Origin of the sequence: Agrobacterium sp. FDAARGOS_525, assembly GCF_003938925.1 — a bacterium.
Lineage (GTDB): Bacteria > Pseudomonadota > Alphaproteobacteria > Rhizobiales > Rhizobiaceae > Agrobacterium > Agrobacterium pusense.
This window is the reverse complement of the sequence record NZ_RKIU01000003.1, coordinates 2,614,779-2,636,100: the sequence shown is the minus strand read 5'-3', so window position 1 is coordinate 2,636,100 and position 21,322 is coordinate 2,614,779. Positions and strand designations below refer to the sequence as shown.

Here is a 21,322-nt window from a genome sequence, read left to right as displayed (position 1 = left end):
TCATCTCTCCACCAGAGCCATTTTCGCGTTGAACCAGTTCATGACCACGGCCGTGAGCAGGGACAGCGAGAGGTAGATGACCAGCCAGATGGCAACGACTTCAACCGCCTGACCCGTCTGGTTCAGGATCGTACCGCCAACGGAGACGATGTCGGCAAAGCCGACGGCGACCGCAAGCGACGAGTTCTTGGTGAGGTTGAGGAACTGACTTGTCAGCGGCGGAATGATGATGCGCATGGCCTGCGGCACGACGATGAGACGTGTCGTGGTGCTGGAGCGAAGCCCAAGCGCGTCGGCAGCTTCCGTCTGCCCCTTCGCCACGGCCTTGATGCCGCCGCGAACGATCTCGGCGATGAAGGAGGCAGTGTAGAAGGACAGCGCCAGGAACAGCGACATGAATTCAGGCGCGACGACGGCGCCGCCCGAAAGGTTGAAGCGTCCGGCGATGGGGTAATCGAATGTCAGCGGCGCGCCGATTGCGAGGAACGTGGCGAGCGGCAATCCGATGACGAGCAGCGTTATCGTTATTCCGGTGCGGAATTGCTGTCCGGTTTTTTCCTGTCTGGCTTTCGCCCAGCGGTAAACAAGCACGCTGACGACGACGGCGACAAGGAAGGTCAGCGGCACGAGCCAGATTCCGTCCCCCCAGAGCGGTTTCGGAAAGAAGAAGCCACGATTGTTGAGGTAGGTGCCGAGCGGCAGCTCGAGCGATTCGCGTGCCTGCGGCAGGACCGAGATGACGCCCTTGTACCAGAAGAAGATCACGAGCAGCGGCGGGATGTTGCGGAAGATTTCCACATAGGCCTGCGCGAGCTTCGAGATCAGCCAGTTGTTGGACAACCGGGCGATACCGACGATGAAGCCGATGATCGAGGCGGCGATGATGCCAAAAAACGCAACCTGGATCGTGTTGAGAATGCCGACGAGCAGCGCCCGGCCATAGGTCGCATCGCTGGTATAAGCGATCAGCGACTGGCCGATGTCGAAGCCGGCGCGTCCGTTGAGGAACCCGAAGCCGGATGAAATGTTTGAACGTTGAAGATTGGTGATCGTATTCGTCACGATGACCCAGACGAAGGCGGCCAGGATGACGACCGTCAGGACCTGGTAAAAAATGCCGCGTATGCGTGGATCGTAGATAAGTGACGACGCGCTTTGCGCGCGCGATCGTTGCGAACTGACCGCGTTGCCTGCCATAGGCACCTTTCCCTTTTATATGCTCTTTGCGAGCTTATTTATATAATTTGAAGCGGAGGCCGGGTGTTGCCCAGCCTCCTTATGATCTAGCCGATGATGGGGCCGATCAACGGACCGGCGGTGCGTATTGCAGGCCGCCCTTGGTCCAGAGCGCGTTCTGGCCGCGCTCGATCTTCAGAGGCGAGCCGGCGCCGACGTTGCGGTCGAAGACTTCGCCGTAGTTGCCCACCAGCTTGATGATGTTGTAGGCCCAGTCATTGGTCACGCCGAGATCGGTACCGATCTTGGTGCCTTCTTCCGTGCCGAGCAGGCGCTTCACGTCCGGATTTGCGCTGTTCTTCTGCTCGTCGACGTTCTTGGAGGTGATGCCAAGTTCTTCGGCATTGACCATGGCGTAATGAACCCAGCTGACGATGTCGAACCACTGGTCGTCACCCTGGCGAACGGCCGGACCAAGCGGCTCCTTGGAGATGACTTCAGGCAGAACGATGTTTTCTTCCGGGTTCTTCAGCTTCAGGCGGATCGCGTAAAGGCCCGACTGGTCAGTGGTGTAGACGTCGCAACGGCCGGCATCATAAGCAGAGGTCGCGTCGGCTTCCTTTTCGAAAACCACCGGGTTGTACTGCAGATTGTTGGTCTTGAAGTAGTCGGCGAGGTTGAGCTCCGTGGTCGTGCCGGTCTGTACGCAGACGGCGGCGCCGGAAAGCTCGAGAGCGGACTTCACGTTGAGGCTCTTCTTGGCGATGAAGCCCTGGCCGTCGTAATAGTTGACGGTACGGAAGTTGAAGCCCAGCGACGTGTCGCGGCTGATCGTCCAGGTGGTGTTACGGGTCAGAACGTCGACTTCACCGGACTGGAGAGCCGGGAATCGGTCCTTGCTCGAAAGTGCGACGAACTTGGCCTTCGAAGGATCGCCGAAAACCGCTGTGGCAATACTACGGCAATAGTCCACGTCGATACCGGACCACTCGCCCTTGTCATCGGGATTGGAGAATCCCGGAATGCCGGCGCTGACGCCGCAGGTGACGAAACCCTTGCCCTTCACATCCTGAAGCGTCGCAGCCGAAGCGACCGAGGCTCCTCCCAAAACTGCTGCGCCGATGGCGGCCGACAGAATTGCCTTTTTCATTTTTCCCAACCTTTGTTTGTTATCGTCACTTGGAAGAGGACCGGCATGTTTGTTCTGCCCCAGCTCCCCCTTCAGCGAGATCTTTTCGATCCGCTTTTTCTATCACAATCGCAATTGGCAGCGGGGTCAAGACGTGCGGGCAATAATTGTGCCTATAAAACGGAATTTTCCAAAATTTGGTCGTGAAGTGTGCAAAGGGTGAAAATATAAGCATATTTTTGCGGAAATTTGCACTTGCACAGTATTTGTATACTTGTTGTATTCTGGTTGGCGATGGATCAATCCCGGCGGTTGTTGCGTCCCGGCGGGACTTGACCTTGCGGTTCGCTCTCAGCATTGTCGCACGCGTCAATGTTCCTTCGAAAGCTGATCTGAAATGACCAAGACAAATGACCTGCTTTCCGCCGCAGGTGTGAATACGCGCCTCACCCATGGCGGCAATGATCCCGCGGACTGTTTCGGTTTCGTCAATCCGCCAATCGTGCGTGGCTCGACGGTGCTTTTTCCCGACGCGGAGACGCTTTCGACCGAAAACCAGAAATATATCTATGGCACCCACGGCACGCCGACGACCGATGCGCTCTGCAATCTCGTCAATGAGCTGGAAGGGTCTGCCGGAACCATTCTCGTGCCTTCGGGCCTTGCGGCCATCACGGTCCCGTTCCTTGCCTATCTCGGCGCTGGCGACCACGCGCTGATCGTCGATTCCGTTTATTTTCCGACACGTCGCTTCTGCAATACGATGCTGAAGAAGCTGGGTGTCGAAGTGGAATATTACGATCCGGCCATCGGGGAGGGCATAGAGGCTCTCATCCGGCCGAACACGAAGCTGGTGCATCTGGAAGCGCCGGGTTCCAACACCTTCGAAATTCAGGATGTCAGGCTGATCACCGATATCGCTCATCGGCATGATTGCGTTGTGACGATGGACAATACCTGGGCGACGCCGCTTTATTTCAAACCTTTGGATTTTGGCGTCGATGTTTCCATCCACGCTGCCACCAAATATCCCTCGGGCCATTCGGATGTGCTGATGGGCTTCGTTTCGGCCAATGAAAAGCACTGGAAGGCGCTTTATCAGGCCAATACCAATCTCGGGATCTGCGTCACTTCGGACGATGCCTATCAGATCCTGCGCGGCATGCGCACGATGGGAATCAGGCTGGCGCACCATCAGAAAAGCGCGCTCGACATCGCCACATGGCTGGAGAGCCGGGACGACGTCGTGCGCGTGCTGCATCCGGCGCTGCCGAGCTTTCCAGGGCACGATCTCTGGAAGCGCGATTTCAAGGGTGCAAGCGGCGTCTTCTCCTTCGTGCTGAAGGCGGAAGAAGGCAGATACAAGCAGACGGCGGCCGCGTTCCTGAATGCGCTGACCTTTTTCGGGCTCGGTTACTCCTGGGGCGGCTACGAATCGCTTGCCGTTTCGGTCTCGCTTGTCGACAGGACCATCGCCAAGGGTCCCTCGGAGGGACCGGTCATCCGCCTGCAGATCGGGCTTGAGGATGTCGCCGATCTCAAGAAGGACCTCGAAGCCGGCTTTGCAGCCGCGGCCGCGGTTTGACCTCAGCCCGTGGCGCGATAGCCGTAGAGCCAGTCGAAGTCCTTCAGGAAGGCGTCGGTGGGACGCGTGGAAAACACGAAGTCCCGCGCGATACGCACCGGGCCTGTGGCGTGATAGGCAAAACGATTGAGAGAGGCCCGCTTGCGGGCCTTTTCTATGCGCGGCAGGCGCAGGGCCTCGAAGGCGGCAAGAGCCTGCGGCGCGGGCAGGGTGGCTGAAGCATCGCTGCCCACCATGGTTCCCGCGAGTTCAAACGCATCCTCGATCGCCATGGCTGCCCCCTGGGCGGCGAACGGCATCATGGCATGCGCTGCGTCGCCGATCAGCACCGTGTCCCGGCCATTGTGCCAGCGGCCGGGGCCGGCCTGATAAAGCGGCCAGAAGGTCGGGTTTTCGGACGAATCGAGCAACCGGACGATGTCAGGGCTGAAGCCGCGAAACTGTTCAAGAAGCAGGGCTTTCTGCCGCCCGCTCGATTCCGCCCGCCATGTTCCACCGGGATCGGCGCCCAGCGCGATGGCGACGATGTTGAAACCGCCGACTTCTTTCAGCGGATAGGCGACGATATGGCCACCCGAGCCGAGATAGGCCGTGACGGCGCTTTTGTTGATGGCCGACGGCACGGCATTGGCGGCAACGGTGAAGCGCCAGGCGACATTGCCGGAGAAGGTGGCGGTGGGAGCGGCAGGAACGGCAAAGCGGGCCGCCGACCAGACACCGTCCGCGCCGACAATCAGATCATGGTCGCGGAATGTGGTTGCGACAATCACATCGACCGTCGCGTTCTCGATGCGTTTGCCGAGATGCAACCGGCATAGCGGATTATCTGTCACCGTCTGGAGAAGTGCGCTTTGCAGGGTGGAGCGGTGCAGCACGCCATAGGGTGCGCCCCAGCGTGTACGCGCCACCGCGCCCACAGGCAGGGAGAGCAGCGTTGCGAGCGATTTTCCGGAGGCGAGTTCGACACTGACGGGCTCGGTCCAGCGCGCCTCGATGGCAGGCAGCACGCCAAGCGTGGCGAGAATGCGGGCGGCATTGGGCGAAATCTGCAGGCCGGCGCCCACTTCCGTCAGTTCGCCGGCCTGTTCGATGATGTCGCAGTCTATACCGTGCCGGGCAAAAGAAAGGGCAGCGGTGAGACCGGCAATGCCGGCACCGATAATGGCTACGGATTTTATGGGCATGATGCGCCCCGATCAGGAAAAGTGGAGGTCAGGCAGCCTTCACGTGGAAAACGCAGCCCGGAGGATTGGTCTGCTCGGCCTTCAGCGACGGATTGTAGCGATAAAGGGTGGAGCAGTAGGAACAGACCTTCTCATTGTCGTCGCCCATATCGATGAAGATATGCGGATGATCGTAAGGAACGGAAGCGCCGGTGCACATGAATTCCTTGACGCCGATCTCGATCATGCGGTGTCCGCCATCGTTCTGGAAGTGGGGAATGGTATGCCCGGCCATGTTCGTCTCCAAATGCAATATCGTTGTAGAGCCGCAATCCGTCTTCGCATGCCGGCTCGTCGTTGCGGATATGTAGCCTCAAACGCATTGCATCTCCATAAAAATCGTCAGCAAAACATGTTCAACATTGCTAATTCCTGCCATATGGTCCGGCAAAAAGGATGTCCTTGATGAATCTCAACACGCCGCAGTTTTCCGATTTTTTCCATGACGGCCTTCGCCTCGCTTATTTTGACGAAGGCGATCCGGCGGGAGACCCGGTTTTGCTGATCCATGGCTTTGCATCCAGCGCCAACGTCAACTGGGTCCATCCCGGCTGGCTGAAGACGCTGGGAGATGCCGGCTACCGGGTGATCGCCATCGATAATCGCGGTCATGGCGCAAGCGACAAGCCGCATGATACGGAGGCCTATTATCCGTCCGTCATGGCCGAAGATGCGGTGGCGCTGCTCAACCATCTCGGCATCGCAGAGACGCATGTGATGGGTTACTCCATGGGTGCGCGCATTTCCGCCTTCCTGGCCATGGCGCATCCCGAGCGCGTGCGTTCTCTGGTCTTCGGCGGGCTCGGTATCGGCATGGTCGAAGGTGTGGGCGACTGGGACCCGATCGCAGAGGCGCTTCTCGCGCCTTCGCTCGATGTCGTGACCCATGAGCGCGGCCGCATGTTCCGAGCCTTTGCCGATCAGACGAAAAGCGACCGCCTGGCGCTTGCCGCCTGCATCGAGACATCGCGGGTTCTCGTCACACGCGACCAGGCGGCAAAGATAGATGCGCCGACGCTGATCGCGGTCGGAACGAAGGACGATATTGCCGGCTCCGGTGAAGAGCTCGCTGCCATCATGCCGCACGCGCGGGCGATCGACATTCCCGGCCGCGACCACATGCTGGCCGTCGGCGACCGCGTGTTCAAGGCGGCGGTGCTGGATTTCTACCGTTCGTTCTGAGTTGACGCATTTTCGAGGAAAAACCGTGCAGGCTTTCCGCGCAGAAGCGCGGCAAAGCGCAGTTCGGCAAGAAACGGTTTTTCAAGCTGCATGAAGAAAAACTGAAGCCGTGCCGCCTTTAAAGTCGTCATTCGAATCCCATTTCTAATGCACGTCTTTTTCTGTATAAAGAACGACCACTGCAAACGAGGAGACCGTTCATGGTCGCACGTACCGAGGCCCGTCAGCCTGAACAGCTGGCGATCGTCGACCCGATCTGGGGCAGCCTGCTGCATGAAGCGCGCAGCGCCGCCGCACAGGATCCGCTGCTTTCAGCCTTTCTTTATTCGACGATCCTCAACCACCGGTCTCTCGAAGAATGTGTGATCTACCGTATCTGCGAACTTCTCGACCATCCGGACATACAGGCCGTGCTGTTGCGTCAGACCTTCCAGGACATGCTGGATGACTGGCCGGAATGGGGAAGCGTTCTCCGCGTCGACATCCAAGCCGTTTACGATCGCGATCCGGCCTGCACGCGCTTCATGGAACCGCTGCTTTATTTCAAGGGTTTCCAGGCCATCCAGACCCATCGGCTTGCCCACTGGCTGCTGCAGAAAGGCCGCAAGGATTTCGCGCTTTATCTGCAGAGCCGGTCTTCGAGCATTTTCCAGACCGATATCAACCCCGCAGCACGCATCGGCAAGGGCATCTTCCTCGACCACGCCACCGGGCTGGTGGTCGGCGAGACGGCAGTCATCGGCGATAACGTCTCCATCCTGCATGGCGTCACCCTCGGCGGTACCGGCAAGGAAGGGGCGGACCGCCACCCGAAGATCGCCAACGGTGTGATGATCGGCGCGGGGGCGAAAATCCTCGGCAATATCGAAATCGGCAGCTGCTCGCGCATCGCCGCAGGATCTGTGGTGCTGAAGCCGGTTCCGCCGAAGACCACGGTTGCCGGCGTGCCGGCGCGGGTGGTGGGAGAAGCAGGGTGTTCTGAACCCTCGCGCCTGATGGACCAGCTCATCGGAGCCGATATCTGAGCGGCACTGTCGCGTTGACAGGTGGCCGGGTTTTTTGCCGTCGTCCGTGTGGAAGACACGGATGACCTGCCGCTTTCACTTTACTTTGGCCTTTGTCCCATGCCAAAAGCGGGCCAACGCGAACCGCACAGGAGAATAGTGGTGAAAGCCGACGAAATCAAAAAACTCGACGCCTACTTCAAGCGTACCTTCAACCCGACGATGGTGGTCAAGGCGCGTCCGCGCAAGGACGATTCCGCCGAAGTGTATCTTGGCGAAGAGTTTCTCGGCGTCGTTTACATCGATGACGAAGACGGCGACCGTTCCTACAATTTCTCGATGGCGATCCTCGACGTCGACCTGTGATCGTCACCGTTCGGTGACCCAGGGGCCTCCATTCATCGCCCGCGGTGGTTCACGCCGCGGGCGATTTGTTTTTCCGTTGCACGATCCGCATCGTCAGGCGACTTTCCGGCCGCAATGTTACCCGCATCAGCGGTGCCGCAGTTGCCGTTGACCTGTTTTCCAGATGAAGGCCTTGCAGAAGAACGGCCAGGATCGTCACGGCTTCCATCATCGCAAAAGCATTGCCGATGCAGATGCGGGGTCCCGCCCCGAATGGCATATAGGCATAGCGGTGGCGCGCCTTCGCCTTTTCCGGTTCGAAGCGCGACGGATCGAAGCGCTCGGGCTCGTCCCACAAGGCGGCGTGGCGGTGCACGGCATAGATGGGCACGTAGAGAACGGTGCCCGCCGGAATATCATGCCCGCCGAGCCTGAAGTCTTCAAGCGCCGTGCGTGTAATGACCGGAGCTGGCGGGTAAAGCCGCATCGCTTCCGAGAACACCTGTCGGGTGTAGGTCAGGCCGGCGATATGTTCCGCCGCGACCGGTTCACCGGCGGTGACGGTGTCGATTTCCTCGAGAATTTTTCTCTCCGTCTCCCGGTTCTTCGACAGAAGGTGAAACGTCCATGCGAGACCGAGCGCCGTCGTTTCGTGGCCGGCGGTGATGAATGTCAGGAGATTGTCGACGATTTCCGTGTCGGTCATCATGCGTCCGGTCTCAGGATCCCTGGCCTCCAGCAGCATCGAGACGAGGTCGTTCCTTTCGGATGGATTTTTCCGCCGTCCGGCAATCACCTTCGCAAGGCTTTCGCGCAGATAACCGACGGCGATCCGGGCCTTGCGCCGGCCGGGATGAGGTAGCCATTCCGGCGCCCCCAGCATGGTGAGCGCGAAGGTCCAGCCTGTCGGTTTCAGATAATCGGTAATGCTCTGTTCGACCCGCGCAACATCAATTCCGTATCCACCGGACATCATCGTTTCGACGATGATGTCGAACGTGGTTCGCATCATTTCGTGGCCCACGTCGATGTCACCAATGGAAGGAGAGCGCCAGCGCGCTTCCGTGCGTTGTGCCGTCTCGATCATGACCGGAAGCAGATCCAACAGCTTTTCGTGGCGGAAAGCGCCTGCGACGGATTGCCGTTGCCATTTCCAATGGTCCCCGTCGGCGGTCAGAAGTCCCTGACCGAGGGCCGGGCCGAGGACGCGCCGCACATCTTCACCCTTGCCAAGCAGATGGGCGTTCTTGACCAGAGCCTCGTGGATCAAAACCGGGTCGGCGAGATGCACGCGCATCGTGTCGCCAAGGCGAGTGAAAACCGCAGGTTCATGAAAGATTTCCGGCGGCAACGCCTTCAACGGATTGCGGATAATGGAGAGAGCGAGACGCGCGGTGGCGAGCTTCGATACGGTTTGTGTCCCGATCGCCTCGGGCGAGGGGTTGCGAAGGCCGGTGTCGGTCATCTGCGGGTCCTTTATGCGCGTTGAACAATGGCAACATGCTGTTAAGGTGTTTACCTTATACCGGTAATTTAAGGTGTACGCCTTAATTTTCAATGGTGGGGTGAAATTTCTATGATGAACGGCGCGAAACGGCCGGGGCGATCCCTGACACGTGAAAAAATTCTAGATGTTACACTCGGTCTCTTCAACGAACGTGGCCCGGACCGTGTGACAACGGCCGAAATCGCCGGCGATGTGAAAATCAACGAGGGCAATCTCTATTATCATTTCCGCACCAAGGAATCGCTGGTCCTTGCCCTGTTCGCCCGCTTCGAAAACGATGCGCTGGCGCTCGTCGCGACTGTTGACGGAGCGGACGAGGCGGCTGCGGCGACTTATGCCGGCTTTCTGCGGCAGTGGTTCTCTCTCGTCTGGAACTACCGCTTCCTTTTTCGCGATCTTGTCGGTCTGGTGGCGTTGGCACCGGGGCTGGTGGAGCCCGTCCGAACCATAAGCGCCGCCATGCGTCTGGCGGTCGGCCACATCGTCACGCGGATGCAGAATGCGGAGCTGGTGGACATTCCCGAACCGGAGCGCGAGGCGGTTTTGACGAATTTGTGGATCGTCTCGACCTATTGGGCGTCCTATCTTAATCTGCAGGAAGGTGTCAGCGAATTCGGGTCGCAGCAACTGGAGTGGGGGCTGCGGCAGGTATCCAGTCTGTTCAGGCCTTATCTTTCTTCCGAGGCAATGGCCGAGCTGGAGTCACTGGGAGAAGGCGAGAAATAGTGTCTCCGACAGGGGACATTTGCGCCAATGGAAAACCGCCCGTTTATAGCGGGCGGTTTCATTACACCGGTTTTCCGGTGCAGGCGTCAGGCCGCCTTGAGCAGGTCGCCATGCGGATCGAGCACGAACTTGGTGGCTGCGCCCTGGTCGAAGCTCTCATAGCCCTGTACGGCATCATCGAGCGCAATGATCCTGGCGTTGACGATGTCGGCAATCGGCAGGCGGTCGTGCAGGATCGCCTGCATGAGCTGGCGGTTATATTTCAGCACCGGTGTCTGGCCGGTGTGGAAGGATTGCGCCTTCGCCCAACCGAGGCCGAAACGCAGTGACAGGCTGCCCTGTTTGGCAGCATCATCCACCGCGCCCGGATCTTCGGTGACATAAAGGCCTGGAATGCCGATCGAGCCGGCGGCGCGGGTGATTTCCATCATCTGGTTGAGAACGATCGCCGGCTGTTCGCCGCCTGCGTGGCCGCGCGCTTCAAAGCCGACCGCGTCGATCGCGCTGTCCACCTCGTTGGTGCCGACAATCTCGGCGATCATGTCGCCCAGCCGGTCGCCCTTCGAGAGATCGACGGGTTCGAAGCCGACTTTCGCAGCGTGGGCAAGACGATCCTTGTTGAAATCGCCGATCATGACGACCGCAGCACCCAGAATGCGGGCGGAGGCGGCAGCCGCGAGGCCTACCGGGCCGGCACCGGCGACATAAACAGTGGAGCCGACGCCGACACCGGCCTTCACTGCGCCGTGGAAGCCGGTTGGCAGAATGTCGGAGAGCATGGTGAGGTCGCGGATCTTCGACATCGCCTTGTCACGATCCGGGAATTTCAGCAGGTTGAAATCGGCATAGGGGATGGTGACATATTTCGCCTGACCACCGATCCAGCCGCCCATGTCGACGTAGCCATAAGCGCCGCCGGCGCGGGACGGGTTCACCGTGAGGCACACGCCGGTATCCTGCGACTTGCAGCAGCGGCAGCGGCCGCAGGCGACGTTGAACGGCACGGAGACGATGTCGCCAACTTGCAGCATCTCAACATCGATGCCCTTCTCGATGACTTCGCCGGTGATTTCATGACCGAGAACGAGGCCCGGCATCGCCGTGGTGCGGCCGCGCACCATGTGCTGGTCGGAGCCGCAGATATTGGTGGAAATCACCTTGAGAATGACACCGTGCTCGATGCGGCGGCCATCCGGCGCCTCAAGCTTCGGGTCGTCAATGTCGCGGACTTCGACCTGACCCGGCCGCATGTAGACGACGCCTCTGTTCCTGCTCATATCCATCTCCTCCATGGTTTGAACACCGTACCTGTCCGCTCCTCCGCGGGCAGATGACTTCATGGGTGCAGCAAACCATGAGAGGGGAGATGTGGCGTTCGGGAATACGACACGCGGTGTGGTCGTAACGACACCGCGTTTCGCCCGACGTCACGGTGGTGTTATCTGTCGAGCGGTTTCCTGAGGCGGCCGGCGGCGTCCTGAATATATTGCCAGGCGACACGGCCTGAGCGGCCGCCGCGGGTGGTTGCCCATTCCAACGCCTCGTGATGCAGTGTCTCGCGGTCGAGACCCAGATCGAAATGCGTGGCATAGCTGTCGATCATCGTCAGATAATCTTCCTGACCGCATTTGTGGAAACCGAGCCAGAGGCCGAAGCGATCGGAGAGCGACACCTTTTCCTCAACCGCTTCGGATGGGTTGATGGCGGTGGACTGCTCGTTTTCCATCATGTGACGCGGCAGAAGATGGCGACGGTTGGAGGTCGCATAAAACAGCACATTGTCAGGACGTCCCTCGATGCCGCCGTCGAGCGCTGCCTTCAGCGATTTATAGGCGGTGTCGTCATGGTCGAAGGAGAGGTCGTCGCAGAAAACGATGACGCGCTGGCCCGAGGCCTTGAGGATGTCGAGCAGGGCGGGCAGGGTGTGGATGTCCTCGCGGTGCACTTCCACCAGCTTGAGCGAAACACCGCTTGCCGCACGCACATCTTCGTGAACGGCCTTCACCAGCGAAGACTTGCCCATGCCGCGCGCACCCCACAGCAGCACGTTGTTGGCGGCGAAACCTTCCGCGAAACGCAGCGTGTTTTCGTGGAGAATGTCGCGGACATGATCGACGCCGCGGATGAGTTTCAACGCGATGCGGTTGGGGCGGGCAACAGGCTGCAGGAAAGAGTTCAGCGGCGCCCAGACAAAACAATCCGCCGCATTCCAGTCGTTTACGGCGGGCGCCGGTCCCGCCAGCCGTTCGACGGCATCGGTGAGCCGACGCAGTTCTGAAAGAAGCAGGGAGGCCGTTTCTTCTCGAATCATGGTGTTTCTTCCGCTTGTCTGATGTTCAAAACTCTGTTTTGCGCCCGGCCTAGCATGGTGTTTGGCGCCCATAAAGGTTAAGAGGTCCGGAATCGGTACGGCGAGGGCCCTGCATCTGTTGCAATCCCGGCGTTCCCCACTATATTCCGGCGGCTTGAAAGCCGGGGCGGCATACGAGGTCGTGCCGTAATCGTTGAGGAGTTTTATATGTTCATTAGTCAAGCTTTTGCCCAGGACGCAGCGGGCGGCACGTCGGCGCTGGGTTCCGGCCTTGAAATGCTTTTCCTGTTTGCGCCGCTCATGGTGGTCTGGTATTTTTTCCTCATCCGTCCGCAGCGCGCACAGATGAAGAAGCGCCAGGAAACGCTGACCAATATTCGCCGCGGTGATCAGGTCGTTCTCGGCGGCGGCATCGTCGGCAAGGTGACCAAGGTCATCGATGACAGTGAACTCGAAGTCGAAATCGCCGAAGGCGTGAAAATCCGCGCTGCCCGTGCTTACATTGCCGAAGTGCGCGTGAAGGGCGAAGTGGTCAAGACGGAAGCAGCTTCCTGATCCTGCCGGACAACCGAATGCCCGATTGCGAATTTTGACGGGTTGCGCAGAGCGCGACCCCAACCCTGACCGAGATCGAAATGCTTCATTTTTCCCGTTGGAAAACAGTCTTCATCTGGCTGCTTGTGCTGGCAAGCGTCGTCATCGCCTCTCCCAATCTGTTTACGGACAAACAGCTGGAGGGCATGCCTGCCTGGTACAAGGACAACAAGGTAACGCTCGGTCTCGACCTTCAGGGCGGTTCCCACATCATGCTCAAGATCGAGCGTTCCGACATCGTCAAGGAACGGCTCGAAACCATCGTGGGCGATGTGCGAACGCAGCTTCGCGATGCCAACATCCGTTATTCGGGCTTGACCGGCAACGGCCAGCAGATTCAGGTCCGCATCAGCGATCCGGCGCAGCTGGAAGCCGCCAAGAACGCACTTCGCGACCTGACGCAGCCGGTATCCGCCGGTACGCTGGTCGGCGGCTCCATTACCGAAGTGACGATGAATGATGGTGGCGACAATCTGCTGCGTCTCAATCTCACGGATGAGGGCATCGATTACCGCCTGTCATCAGCCGTTTCGCAGTCCATCGAAGTCGTGCGCCGCCGCGTTGACGAAGTCGGCACGACCGAGCCGCTCATCCAGCGTCAGGGTTCCGACCGCATCATCGTGCAGGTGCCTGGTCTTCAGGATCCGCAGCGCCTGAAGTCACTTCTCAACCAGACGGCAAAGCTCTCCTTCCGCATGGTTGACACCACCATGCCGGTGCAGGAAGCCATGAACGGCCGTCCGCCAGCGACGTCCGAGGTTCTCTATTCGCAGGACGATCCGCCGGTTCCCTATCTCGTGGAGCGCCGTGCGCTCGTTTCCGGCGACAATCTCGTCGACGCGCAGGCAAGCTTCAACCAGCAGACCAATGAACCCGTCGTCACCTTCCGCTTCGACAGCCGCGGCGCGCAGCGGTTTGCGCAGGCGACGCAGCAGAATGTCGGCAAGCCTTTCGCCATCGTGCTCGATAATCAGGTCATTTCCGCGCCTGTCATCCGTGAGCCGATCATTGGCGGTTCGGGCCAGATTTCAGGTAATTTCTCGGTGCAGGGCGCGAACGACCTTGCTGTGCTGCTGCGCGCCGGTGCGCTGCCGGCGACGCTGACGGTGGTTGAAGAGCGTACCGTCGGTCCGAGCCTCGGTAACGACTCCATTACCGCCGGTCTGACGGCAAGCGCCATTGGCGCCGTGGGCGTCCTCATCTTCATGTTCGTGTTCTATGGCTTCTTCGGCCTGCTGGCGAATATCGCTCTTGTGGTCAACGTCATCATGCTGCTGGCCGTCCTCAGCGTGATCGGATCGACACTGACACTACCGGGTATCGCCGGTATCGTCCTGACCATCGGCATGGCTGTCGATTCCAACGTTCTGATCTATGAGCGAATACGCGAAGAGGTGAAAAGCGGCAAACCACTGATCCAGTCACTGGATAATGGCTTTACCCGCGCCTTTGCGACCATCATTGACGCCAACCTGACGACGCTGATCGTGGCGAGCGTGCTGTTCTACATGGGCACGGGCCCGGTCAAGGGCTTTGCGGTTACGCTGGCCGTCGGTATCATCACGACCGTCTTCACGGCCTATACACTGACAGCGTGGATGTTCGGTTACTGGGTTCGCCGCAGTCGTCCGAAGCATCTGCCGAAGGGCGTTCGTACCGCCATGTTCGACGGTCGCGACATCCCGTTCATGCGCTACCGTCGCGTGGTGTTCATGATCACCGGCGTCATCATGCTTGCCTGCGTTGGCGGTTTCATCGCCAGGGGTCTGAACCTCGGTATCGACTTCCAGGGCGGCTCCGTCATCGAAGTCCGTGCCAAGCAGGGTGAGGCCGATCTGGCCGATATCCGCGATCGTCTGAACCAGCTAAACCTGGGTGAAATCCAGGCTCAGAATTTCGGTACGCCGCAGGATGTTCTCATCCGCATTCAGGCGCAGGAAGGCGGCGAAAATGCCGAGCAATCCGCCATCACCATGGTGCGCGGCGAGCTTGAGGACAAATATGACTTCCGCCGCGTTGAAGTTGTCGGCCCCGCCGTTTCCGGTGACCTCACCTTCACCTCCACGATCGGCATCCTGCTCGCCATGACGGCGATCATGATCTACATCTGGGTTCGCTTCGAATGGCAGTTTGCGCTCGGCGCCGTCATTTCGATGGTGCACGACGTGGTCTTCACAATCGGCCTCTTCGTGTTCCTGGGGATAGAGTTCAACCTCACCAGTATCGCGGCGATCCTGACGATTATCGGTTATTCGCTGAATGACACCGTCGTCATCTATGACCGTATCCGCGAAAACCTCAGGCGCTATAAGAAGATGCCGCTGTCGATGATTATCGACGTGTCGCTGAACCAGACGCTGTCGCGCACCATCCTCACCGGCTTGACCGTGCTTCTGGCGCTGCTCGCGCTCTACCTCTTCGGTGGCGAGGTCATCCGCTCCTTCACTTTCGCCATGCTCTTCGGTGTCGGTATCGGCGTGTTCTCGTCGCTCTACATTGCCGCTCCGGTGCTGATCGCCTTCAAGCTTCGTCCTGATAGCAAGGACGCGGAAGACGAGAAGGATGAAAAGTCCGGCAACGCCATCGGCGGCAAGCCTGCCGTCTGATGGCCGGCGGGATCGAAATACGCCCGGCCCATTTTCCCGGCCGGGCGCCCATAGATGCTTATGGCAATGGCGGCTTCCGCTTTGCCGACATGTCGCATCGAGGCTCGCTTCTGCTCCTGCCTTCGGGCATTTACGGGTGGGAGCCCGTTGACGCCAAAGAACTGAGCGTCGGGCATTTCGAAAAGGTTCTGGCGGAAGCGCAGGATATCGAAGTGCTGCTGATCGGCACGGGAGATGGTATGCGGGTTCTGCCGAAGGAGCTGCGCGCGGCTTTCAAGGAAGCGGGCATTTCCATTGATCCGATGAGCACGGGTGCCGCCGTACGCACCTACAATATCATGCTTTCGGAATCGCGCGCCGTGGCTGCGGCGTTGATTGCCGTCGAAGGCTGACGTAACGCTCCGCGCGGGGAACCATGGCACCCACAGAAAATCTCGACGTCTGCCTTGCGACGTTGCGCGATACGGATCGTGACCGCTATCTCGCCTGTCTTCTGTCTCCCGCGGACAGGCGCAACGCTCTTGCAGCGCTTTATGCCTTTAACGCCGAGATTGCGCGTATTCGCGATTCCGTGCGTGAAGCGCTGCCAGGTGAGGTGCGCATGCAATGGTGGCGCGATCTGCTCGAGGGAAGTCCCCATGGGGACAGCCAGTCGCACCCTGTCGCGTCGGCGCTTCTGGAAACGATCGAGCGTTACAGACTGCCGCGACCGGTGCTTTCCAACATGATCGAGGCGCGCATCTTCGATCTCTATTACGATCCTTTCGAGGATCGCAACGCGCTTGAAGGCTATGCAGGGGAAACGGCTTCGGCGCTGATCCAGCTTGCCAGCCTCGTTCTGTCTCCGGAAGAGGCCGCAGCAAGCGCGGAAGCGGCTGGACATGCGGGTGTGGCGCAGGCCATGGCCGGCATGATGCTGCTCATGCCACTGCACCGTCGCCGTGGTCAGGTGTATATTCCAGCCGACATGCTCTCGGCCGCCGGGCTTGACCGGGAGACGTTCCTTGAAGGCACGGACCGACAGCGGATCGGCATTGCCATCGAACTGTTCGCGGCCCATGCGCTGGATCATATCGAGAAGGCAAGACGCGCTCGCATTTCGGGCAACGTCTTTGCGGCCTATTTGCCCGTCGCCATTTCCGGACCGGTCATAACGGCCGCGAGAAAGGCTGGCGCGGGCGTGTTTGAAGGCGAAGTGCAATTATCGCAGCTTCGTCGGCAATGGCTGTTGGCAAAAGCATCTTTCCTCAAGCGCTTATGATCGTCGCTCCTGGCGCCGATGCGGGAGCCATACTTCGCGCAAGCCTCGTTTCCTATCAAAGCGAACCGGGTTCGCTTTGTTTCGATTCGCGACCCATGATGTTTGGTTGCTGAGGGAGCGTTCCGGATGAATATGGCGATCTGGATTATCGTTTTCGTGCTGCTTTTGGTCTTTGCCGTTTATGCCTGGCGCATGTCGCGGGCGACGGATGAGGACAACAGCCATGATGTCGGGCAGGCGATCATGGATTTCGCCCGCGCCTTTCCCAATGAGGCGATCAGAAGCCTGTACATGACGGCAGATGGAGGCGCTGCCTTCGTGCGGCTGCACGACAACAAGGCCGGCTTCATGCGCAACATGGGTTCTCATTACGTCTGCGTGATGATCGATCCCGAGCGGATCCGAGTGGAGAGCCTGGAAAGCGGAGACGGTTTCGTCGTTACCTTCTTCGACATGCCGAAATATAGTGGTTCATACCGATTCAAATCGGCAGGAGAGGCGGCCGAAGTCTCTCTCTGGCTGCTCGGCAGTCTCGTCGAGGCGCAGGATCATCACGATGAAGGGCCGCTGCCTTCCGGCACCTGATGGCTATCGCATGGCCCGTCACTGCCCGTCGAGCGGCGGCCGATTGGCCCCCGCCTGCTGGCCTTCGCGCCAGATGATGAACAGGCCGGATGCGACGATGATGAAAATACCGAGCCATTTCGACGGCGTCGGAAAATCCGAGAACAGCGCATAACCGAGGATCGTCGCCGAGATGATCTCGAAATACTGGAACGGTGCCAGCAGCGAGAGCGGGGCCAGCCTGAAAGCCCTGACGATCAGCAGATGCATGTAGCCGGATATCGATCCTAGCAGCACGAGCAGAGCCAGGGCCAATCCCGATTGCGGCAGCGAGACGGCGAAATCCTTGTCGCCGAGCGCATCGCCGGCAAGCAGGGCCGCTCCCATGAATACCGTGCCGGCAATGCCCGACATGGTCTGCATCACAAGCGGGCTGTCGGCGTCGCCGATGGCTCGGTTCAGGAAGAGGTAGAGCGTGTAGAGGAATGCGCAGGCCACCGGCAGCAGCGACGTCCAGCCGAAGATTTCGAAGCTCGGCTGAATGACGATCATCGCGCCGCCGAAGCCTACCACGATCGCCGTCCACCGCTTCCAGCCGACCCTGTCGCCGAGAAACAGAGCCGACATCATCGTCAGCATGAACGGTTCTACGAAATAGATCGCGAACACATCGGCAAGCGGCATGTATTTGACTGCGGCGAAGAACATCAGGCTGGCGGAAGCGTGCAATACGCCGCGCAGGCAGTTCATCCACGGACGCTTCGCGCTGAAAAGCGCGCTGGGTGAGACCATGAGCAGCAGCGGCAGGGTGCAGACCACCTGGAAGAAGAAGCGATAGAAGGTTACCTGCGCCGGTGACATGCCGCCGACCACGGCCATGTATTTGGCTATTGCGTCCATGACGGGCAGCACGAACATGCAGGTCGCCATGATCGTCATGCCCTTGGCGACATCGCTGAAACCGGTCTGGCTGGTCATGGTTCGAATAGCGCTTTCGACCGGAAGGTCCATTGAGAGAAGGGGGCGCTAAAGGCTGCCCCCCTTCGCAGGTCAGGCGGCCTTCTGGCGCGGCAGGCTCTTCATATCAATGACGAAACGATAACGCACATCGCTTTTTATCATGCGTTCATAAGCATCGTTGATCTGATCGATATCGATCATCTCGATTTCGGCGGCGATGCCTTTTTCGGCGCAGAAATCCAGCATTTCCTGGGTCTCGGGAATGCCGCCGATCATCGAGCCGGCAAAGGTCTTGCGGCCCGGAATGAGACTGAACGCCATTACCGACAGCGGCTTTTCCGGCGCACCCACCTGTACCAGCGCGCCGTCTCGCTTCAGCAGGGCAAGATAAGCGTTGATGTCATGGTCGGCGGCGACGGCATCGATGATGAGGTCGAGGCTCGAAGCGGCCCTTTTCATCTGATCCGCATCGCGGGAGACGATCACCTCATGGGCGCCGAGTTTTTTTGCGTCTTCAGCCTTGCCGGGCGACGTCGTGATCATCACCACCGTCGCGCCCATGGCATTGGCGAGCTTCACCGCCATATGACCAAGGCCACCGAGACCGACAACGCCGACCCGCTTGCCGGGGCCTGCATTCCAGTGGCGCAGCGGGGAGTAGGTTGTAATGCCCGCGCAGAGCAGGGGTGCGGCAGCGGCCGGATCGAGACCTTCGGGTATGCTGAGAACGTAACGGTCATCGACCACAACATGAGCGGAGTAACCGCCAAGCGTATGGGCTCCGCCGCCCATCGCCTTGTCAGGCGAATTATAGGTGCCGGTCATGCCGTTTTCGCAATATTGCTCCAGCCCCTCGGCGCAGCTTGCGCATTGCCTGCAGCTATCCACGATGCAGCCGACGCCGACGCGGTCACCCGTCTTGAACCTGGTGACATCCGAACCCACGCGGCCGACACGGCCGATGATTTCGTGGCCGGGAACGCAGGGGTAAAGAGAGCCCGGCCATTCGCTGCGTGCCGTGTGGATATCGGAGTGGCAGACGCCACAGAATTCGATTTCGATTTCGACATCGCGCGGGCCGGGATCGCGACGCTTGATGGTCGCGAGCTTCATCGGTGAAGAACCGTCGTCGCAGGCGTAAGCGGATGTTGTGAACATGGTCGTTCCTCCTCTTGTGGTGATCCGTGCATCAAACACCGGCCTGCGGCAAGGGTTGCGGCGGTCAGCCGCCAGCGCCGGTTTCGGGGACTGCCGGGCCAAAAACCTCCTGGAAGGCCTCGCGCAGCAGGACGTCGACATCACCGATCATAACCGGCAATCCAAGATCGACAAGGCTGGTGACGCCATAGGCGCTGATGCCGCAGGGAACGATGCCGGTGAAGTGCGAGAGATCGGGATCGACATTGATCGCGAGCCCGTGAAAACTCACCCATTTGCGCAGACGGATACCCAGTGCGGCAATCTTGTCTTCTGCCATGCCGCCATCCGGCAGGAGAGGTTTTTCGGGGCGCCTGACCCAGACGCCGACGCGATCTTCCCGCCGCTCGCCACGCACGTTCATCTTATCAAGTGTGCGGATGATGACATCCTCGAGTGCCGCCACATAGGCGCGGACATCCTGGCGGCGGCGTTTGAGATCAAGCATGACGTAAGCGACCCGCTGGCCGGGGCCGTGATAGGTATATTCGCCGCCGCGCCCCGTGGCGAAGACCGGGAAACGATCCGGTTCGATCAGATCGGCCACATCGGCGCTGGTGCCGGCCGTATAAAGCGGCGGATGCTCCAGAAGCCAGACGAGTTCGTCTGCCTCGCCAGCTGCGATGGCGCTAACCTCGCGCTCCATTTCCTCTACCGCCTGCTCGTAAGGCACGAGGCCATCAGAGATTCGCCAGCGAACGGCCGGCGAACCGGCGGCGGGGAGCATTTTTGTCTCGATATCCGTGCGTGTGAGCATGAAAAAGTCCTTTCCACAGCCTTCTCGCAAAATGGCGTCACGGCCGCAACCCCAGCATTTCCGGGCTTCCTGCATATAGGATGGTGCAGTGCGATTTTTAATTTCAAAAAACTGTCACGACGCTCTTGTGCACCCAAAATCCTTTTGCTACATGCACCCCCGTCGGCGCAAGTCGACGCCTACCACGATGCGGTCGTGGCGGAATTGGTAGACGCGCAGCGTTGAGGTCGCTGTGGGGCAACCCGTGGAAGTTCGAGTCTTCTCGACCGCACCAAAGAAACCCGCTTCGGCGGGTTTTTTCTTTTTTAGCCAATCAGTTAGCCCTGACCCCACAAGACGCCAGGCTGCGTCGGAGCCAATTCGGCTACCGTGTTTTATCTTGCCGTCAGCATTATAAAAATTACGGGCGGCAAATCATTGACCCGACGCCGCCCGAATTGAATGGCCGGACTGAACTAGCGTCGGTAACGCTGTCCGTCCCCGACACGGTAGGGGTCCCCATCCATTACCTGATCCATTCGCCACTCGTTTCCACGATATGGGCTATGCCACGTCTGGCATCCGGCCAGAAAGACGGTTGCGGTCAGCAATCCGAAAGTAAGGGCGGCTCGCATCATCTTGAACTCCTCGAAATGTCATCCCAGCCATGTAGGCGCACGCCCGCATGTTTGCGATACCTCGTCGGAATTTGTCGTCCGTTTTAGAACGGCGCAACAATTTGGATTGCTGGAAAATTCCGGTGGATATTGATGCACGCTTTGGTAGCTCGTCTGCTCCCCCCACAAAACGAGGGGTGGAATATGAGAGGTCTGATGTTAGCTTTTGTCAGGAAATAATATCCGGGGGTTTTCGTGCAGGGGGACAAGACGGATTCAGACAATGCGCTCGGTTATTACATGTGGAGCATTTCCGACAACAGGCTGATCATGGATGCGATTACCGCGGAATGCCATGGATTTTCCGAACCGGTTGCATCACGCGGGGTAACGATCGAGGAGATTCTGGAAAGGATCGATATTGAGATGCGCGATCGGGTGGCACAGGCCATTTTCGACAGCATCACCACGGGCGTCTTTTTCGATCAGCGTTACAAGGTCAACCTGCCTGACGGCTCTAGCCGATGGATCGCGGCAAAGGGCAGGGCGATCTTCGATCCGGAGGGCACGCCTTTTCTCGGTATAGGCAGCGTCCGGGA

At 59.4% G+C, this 21,322-nt stretch carries 21 protein-coding genes, 1 tRNA gene and 1 pseudogene; 12 read left to right on the top strand and 11 right to left on the bottom strand.

Annotated elements, in window-relative coordinates:
- Entirely contained in the window at nt 1-1,197 is a 1,197-nt protein-coding gene (locus EGT36_RS14305; protein ID WP_125270486.1) for an amino acid ABC transporter permease, read from the bottom strand.
- Between the two features lie 106 nt (nt 1,198-1,303).
- Nucleotides 1,304-2,326 carry an amino acid ABC transporter substrate-binding protein gene (locus tag EGT36_RS14300; protein WP_172965647.1) on the bottom strand — a complete coding sequence of 341 codons (1,023 nt, stop codon included), beginning with the start codon at nt 2,324-2,326 and terminating at the stop codon, nt 1,304-1,306.
- Nucleotides 2,327-2,702: 376 nt separating this feature from the next.
- Between EGT36_RS14300 and EGT36_RS14295 the strand changes: the two genes are divergently transcribed.
- On the top strand, nt 2,703-3,890 hold the full coding sequence (locus EGT36_RS14295) for a cystathionine beta-lyase (protein WP_125270485.1): 1,188 nt from the start codon (nt 2,703-2,705) through the stop codon (nt 3,888-3,890).
- 2 nt (nt 3,891-3,892) lie between these two features.
- Here EGT36_RS14295 and EGT36_RS14290 read toward each other — a convergent pair whose 3' ends face one another.
- Together EGT36_RS14290 and EGT36_RS14285 are read right to left on the bottom strand one after the other, a co-directional pair.
- Nucleotides 3,893-5,074 (bottom strand): FAD-dependent monooxygenase, encoded by a 1,182-nt coding sequence (locus tag EGT36_RS14290; RefSeq protein WP_125270484.1) that lies wholly within the window; start codon nt 5,072-5,074, stop codon nt 3,893-3,895.
- 28 nt (nt 5,075-5,102) lie between these two features.
- Nucleotides 5,103-5,348 (bottom strand): zinc-finger domain-containing protein, encoded by a 246-nt coding sequence (locus tag EGT36_RS14285; protein ID WP_004441925.1) that lies wholly within the window; start codon nt 5,346-5,348, stop codon nt 5,103-5,105.
- A gap of 170 nt (nt 5,349-5,518) precedes the next feature.
- On the opposite strand from EGT36_RS14285, the gene EGT36_RS14280 reads away from it, so the two are divergent.
- Nucleotides 5,519-6,295: an alpha/beta fold hydrolase gene (locus EGT36_RS14280; RefSeq protein ID WP_004441923.1), complete on the top strand. Its 777-nt coding sequence runs from the start codon at nt 5,519-5,521 to the stop codon at nt 6,293-6,295.
- Here the strand turns inward: EGT36_RS14280 and EGT36_RS30525 are convergent.
- Nucleotides 6,280-6,426, bottom strand: a complete 147-nt coding sequence (locus EGT36_RS30525; RefSeq protein ID WP_160200347.1) for a hypothetical protein — start codon at nt 6,424-6,426, stop codon at nt 6,280-6,282. The genes EGT36_RS14280 and EGT36_RS30525 overlap by 16 nt on opposite strands.
- Nucleotides 6,427-6,495: 69 nt before the next feature.
- On the opposite strand from EGT36_RS30525, the gene cysE reads away from it, so the two are divergent.
- Entirely contained in the window at nt 6,496-7,320 is an 825-nt protein-coding gene (gene cysE, locus EGT36_RS14275; protein ID WP_004441918.1) for a serine O-acetyltransferase, read from the top strand.
- Between the two features lie 141 nt (nt 7,321-7,461).
- Nucleotides 7,462-7,665: a DUF3126 family protein gene (locus EGT36_RS14270; RefSeq protein WP_003524869.1), complete on the top strand. Its 204-nt coding sequence runs from the start codon at nt 7,462-7,464 to the stop codon at nt 7,663-7,665.
- Nucleotides 7,666-7,714: 49 nt separating this feature from the next.
- On the opposite strand, the gene EGT36_RS14265 is transcribed toward EGT36_RS14270, so the two are convergent.
- Nucleotides 7,715-9,109: a cytochrome P450 gene (locus tag EGT36_RS14265; RefSeq protein WP_037092814.1), complete on the bottom strand. Its 1,395-nt coding sequence runs from the start codon at nt 9,107-9,109 to the stop codon at nt 7,715-7,717.
- Nucleotides 9,110-9,220: 111 nt separating this feature from the next.
- Between EGT36_RS14265 and EGT36_RS14260 the strand changes: the two genes are divergently transcribed.
- Nucleotides 9,221-9,877 carry a TetR/AcrR family transcriptional regulator gene (locus tag EGT36_RS14260; RefSeq protein ID WP_037092812.1) on the top strand — a complete coding sequence of 219 codons (657 nt, stop codon included), beginning with the start codon at nt 9,221-9,223 and terminating at the stop codon, nt 9,875-9,877.
- An 86-nt stretch (nt 9,878-9,963) separates the two neighbouring features.
- Here EGT36_RS14260 and fdhA read toward each other — a convergent pair whose 3' ends face one another.
- Both fdhA and EGT36_RS14250 read right to left on the bottom strand, forming a co-directional pair.
- Complete coding sequence (gene fdhA, locus EGT36_RS14255; protein ID WP_004441915.1) at nt 9,964-11,154, bottom strand: formaldehyde dehydrogenase, glutathione-independent; 1,191 nt, start codon at nt 11,152-11,154, stop codon at nt 9,964-9,966.
- Nucleotides 11,155-11,315: 161 nt separating this feature from the next.
- Nucleotides 11,316-12,188 (bottom strand): ATP-binding protein, encoded by an 873-nt coding sequence (locus EGT36_RS14250; RefSeq protein WP_045534977.1) that lies wholly within the window; start codon nt 12,186-12,188, stop codon nt 11,316-11,318.
- A gap of 207 nt (nt 12,189-12,395) precedes the next feature.
- On the opposite strand from EGT36_RS14250, the gene yajC reads away from it, so the two are divergent.
- From yajC to EGT36_RS14225, 5 genes are all read left to right on the top strand, one after another.
- Nucleotides 12,396-12,743 (top strand): preprotein translocase subunit YajC, encoded by a 348-nt coding sequence (gene yajC, locus EGT36_RS14245; protein ID WP_004441911.1) that lies wholly within the window; start codon nt 12,396-12,398, stop codon nt 12,741-12,743.
- A gap of 80 nt (nt 12,744-12,823) precedes the next feature.
- Nucleotides 12,824-15,388 carry a protein translocase subunit SecDF gene (secDF, locus tag EGT36_RS14240; RefSeq protein WP_125270483.1) on the top strand — a complete coding sequence of 855 codons (2,565 nt, stop codon included), beginning with the start codon at nt 12,824-12,826 and terminating at the stop codon, nt 15,386-15,388.
- Nucleotides 15,388-15,780 (top strand): Mth938-like domain-containing protein, encoded by a 393-nt coding sequence (locus EGT36_RS14235; RefSeq protein ID WP_022556191.1) that lies wholly within the window; start codon nt 15,388-15,390, stop codon nt 15,778-15,780. Before secDF ends, EGT36_RS14235 begins: the two co-directional genes overlap by 1 nt.
- 23 nt (nt 15,781-15,803) lie before the next feature.
- A complete protein-coding gene (locus tag EGT36_RS14230; protein ID WP_125270482.1) occupies nt 15,804-16,649 on the top strand; it encodes a phytoene/squalene synthase family protein in 846 nt (281 codons plus the stop codon).
- Between the two features lie 126 nt (nt 16,650-16,775).
- A complete protein-coding gene (locus EGT36_RS14225; RefSeq protein ID WP_037092806.1) occupies nt 16,776-17,234 on the top strand; it encodes a hypothetical protein in 459 nt (152 codons plus the stop codon).
- A gap of 18 nt (nt 17,235-17,252) precedes the next feature.
- Here the strand turns inward: EGT36_RS14225 and EGT36_RS14220 are convergent, their stop codons facing one another.
- The 3 genes from EGT36_RS14220 to lipB form a co-directional block, all read right to left on the bottom strand.
- Entirely contained in the window at nt 17,253-18,191 is a 939-nt protein-coding gene (locus EGT36_RS14220) for a DMT family transporter (RefSeq protein ID WP_037092846.1), read from the bottom strand.
- Between the two features lie 72 nt (nt 18,192-18,263).
- Complete coding sequence (locus tag EGT36_RS14215) at nt 18,264-19,331, bottom strand: NAD(P)-dependent alcohol dehydrogenase (RefSeq protein ID WP_037092804.1); 1,068 nt, start codon at nt 19,329-19,331, stop codon at nt 18,264-18,266.
- 64 nt (nt 19,332-19,395) lie between these two features.
- Entirely contained in the window at nt 19,396-20,127 is a 732-nt protein-coding gene (lipB, locus tag EGT36_RS14210) for a lipoyl(octanoyl) transferase LipB (protein ID WP_037092803.1), read from the bottom strand.
- 189 nt (nt 20,128-20,316) lie between these two features.
- Here lipB and EGT36_RS14205 point away from each other — a divergent pair.
- A tRNA-Leu gene (locus EGT36_RS14205) sits at nt 20,317-20,401 on the top strand.
- Nucleotides 20,402-21,023: 622 nt separating this feature from the next.
- Nucleotides 21,024-21,251 (top strand): annotated as a pseudogene (locus EGT36_RS31315) (PAS domain-containing protein); the annotation flags it as partial.
- Nucleotides 21,252-21,322 lie beyond the last annotated feature (71 nt).